This is a genomic window from Kiritimatiellia bacterium, assembly GCA_028715905.1.
Classification (GTDB): domain Bacteria; phylum Verrucomicrobiota; class Kiritimatiellia; order JAAZAB01; family JAAZAB01; genus JAQUQV01.
On the sequence record JAQUQV010000079.1, the window covers coordinates 5,753 to 8,086 of the forward strand.

The 2,334-nt window shown below is 59.8% G+C and carries 2 protein-coding genes; both read right to left on the reverse strand.

Annotated elements, in window-relative coordinates:
- Positions 1-1,892 (reverse strand): efflux RND transporter permease subunit (locus PHP98_10970; GenBank protein ID MDD5484149.1); only part of this gene is annotated, 1,892 nt, incomplete at its 3' end.
- 11 nt (positions 1,893-1,903) lie between these two features.
- Positions 1,904-2,334: efflux RND transporter periplasmic adaptor subunit (locus PHP98_10975; protein MDD5484150.1), on the reverse strand; the 431-nt coding region annotated here is incomplete at its 5' end.

Consider the following 2,334-nt stretch of genomic DNA (forward strand, 5'->3'; position numbering starts at 1 on the left):
CCCTGGTTCTGGGCCCGGCCGGCAAATCCCATTCCGCAGAGGGTCATGCAGGAATCCACCGCGTCCTTCTGGTCGTTCAGGAAGTGGTCGCGCACCTTTATCATGATTTCCTCGGTCTGTTCCAGGGTTGCGCCGACCGGCAGTTGGACCATGGTCAGGAGGAGACCCTGGTCCTCGTCGGGCAGGTAGCCGGTCGGCATCCGTTGGAAAAGAAACGCCATAACCGCGGCGAGCGCCAGAAAAATGATTATAAAGCGCGTTTTTTTTCCAAGAAGGTGCGCGGTGTAATTTTGGTAAAGGTCGCGCACGCGGAAAAAGAGGCGGTCAAACCGCAGAAAGAAAGGCCGCAGGAAGCGGACGCCGGTCTCGGCGGCTTCGTGCCCTTTTTTTACGGGTTTGAGAAAAGTGGCGCAAAGCACGGGGGTCAGAATCAGGGCCGCCACGATAGAGAGGAGCATGGAGGCGATGAGAGTGATGGAGAACTGACGGTAGATGACGCCGGTGGAGCCGGGGAAGAAAATCATCGGCGCGAAAACCGCCGCCAGCACCAGCCCGATGCCGATCAGGGCGCTCGTGATTTCCTCCATGGATTGCCGGGTGGCCTCCTTGGGCGATAAACCTTTCGCGCTCATGACCCGTTCCACGTTTTCCACCACCACGATGGCGTCGTCCACCAGGAGGCCTATGGCCAGCACCATGGCGAACATGGTCAGCATGTTGATGGAAAAGCCGAAAAGTCCCAGCACCGCAAACGTGCCCAGGATCACCACGGGGACCGCGATGGTCGGAATCAGGGTGGCCCGCATGTTGCCCATGAAAAGGTACATGACCATGAACACCAGCGCGATTGCCTCCAGCAATGTCTTGATGACCTCGTTGATTGCCACCCGCACGAAAGGCGTTGTATCGTACGGATAAACGACCTTCATGCCGGGCGGAAAGAATTTCGCGAGCTCTTCCATCCTGGCCTTGATCCGGTTGGCCGTGTCAAGGGCGTTGGCGCCGGCCTCCTGCCGGATGGCGAGCGCGCCCATCGGCCGGCCGTTGTATGTGGCCCGGATATCGGGAATTTCAGTTCCGAGCTCGGTTCGCGCCACGTCGCTGACGCGCACGATGGAGCCGTCGGGATTCGTGCGCAGGGGAACGGCGGCAAACTCTTCCGGTGTCTTGAGCAGGGACTGGATGAGAATGGATGCGTTCAGGCGCTGGCCCGGCGCCGCCGGGGCTCCGCCGAACTGGCCGGCGGAAACATCCACATTGTAGGTCTGAATGGCCGCGGAAACGTCGTCCGAAGTCAGGCCGTATTTGGTGAGCTTGTCCGGATCAAGCCAGATGCGCATGGAGTAGCCGGTGCCGAAGACTTCTACCTCGCCGACGCCCGGCACGCGGGCAAGTATGGATTCAATCTTGGAGACCGCGTAGTCGTTGAGGTCATCCATGTCCATGCTTCCATCTTCGGTCGTGAGGCCGACGATGATCAGGTAGTTGCGCGTGGATTTGCTCACGGTTACGCCCATGCGCTGGACCGTTTCCGGGAGCGAGGGGAGCGCAAGCTGGAGCTTGTTCTGTACCTTGGACCAGGCGATGTCCGGATCGGTGCCGGGCGAAAAGGTGAGCGTTGTCTCGGCGCCGCCCGATGAATCGGCCGTGGAATACATATAGAGCATCCGGTCAAGACCGGTCATTTTCTGCTCAATCATCTGGATCACGCTGTCTTCAACCGTTTCCGCCGAGGCGCCGGGATAATAGCACGAAATTGAAATAGACGGCGGGGCAATGGGCGGATACTGGGAGATGGGCAGATTATAAATCGCGAGCGCGCCGGCCAGCATCATGGCAATGGCGATAACCCAAGCAAAAACCGGCCGCTCAAGAAAAAATTTGGACAACATCGCGCTCTCCCTTACTTTTTTGCCGCGCCTTCCGCCGTTTCCGTTGTCTCTTTCCGTCCGGCCTCAAAGGGCACGGTTTTCACCTGCGTGCCGGGCCGCACTTTATGCAGGCCTTCCACAATCACGCGTTCCCCGGCCGCCAGGCCTGATGAAACCAGCCAGCGGTCGCCGACGGCGCGGTCCAGCGCGAGCATTTTCCGGCGGACGTTTCCTTCAGTATCCACGCTCATGACATAGGCGTTTCCCTTTGCGTCGCGCGTTACGGCCTGCTGGGGGACCAGAAGGGCCTGCTCGTTGACGCCTTCGTTCACCTTTGCCCGGACGAACATGCCCGGCAGAAGCGTTTTGTCGGGGTTGGGAAAGACAATCCGCAGAATGACCGCCCCGCTCGCGGGATCCACGGTAACGTCGCGGAACTGCAGCGTTCCTTCCAGGGGATACA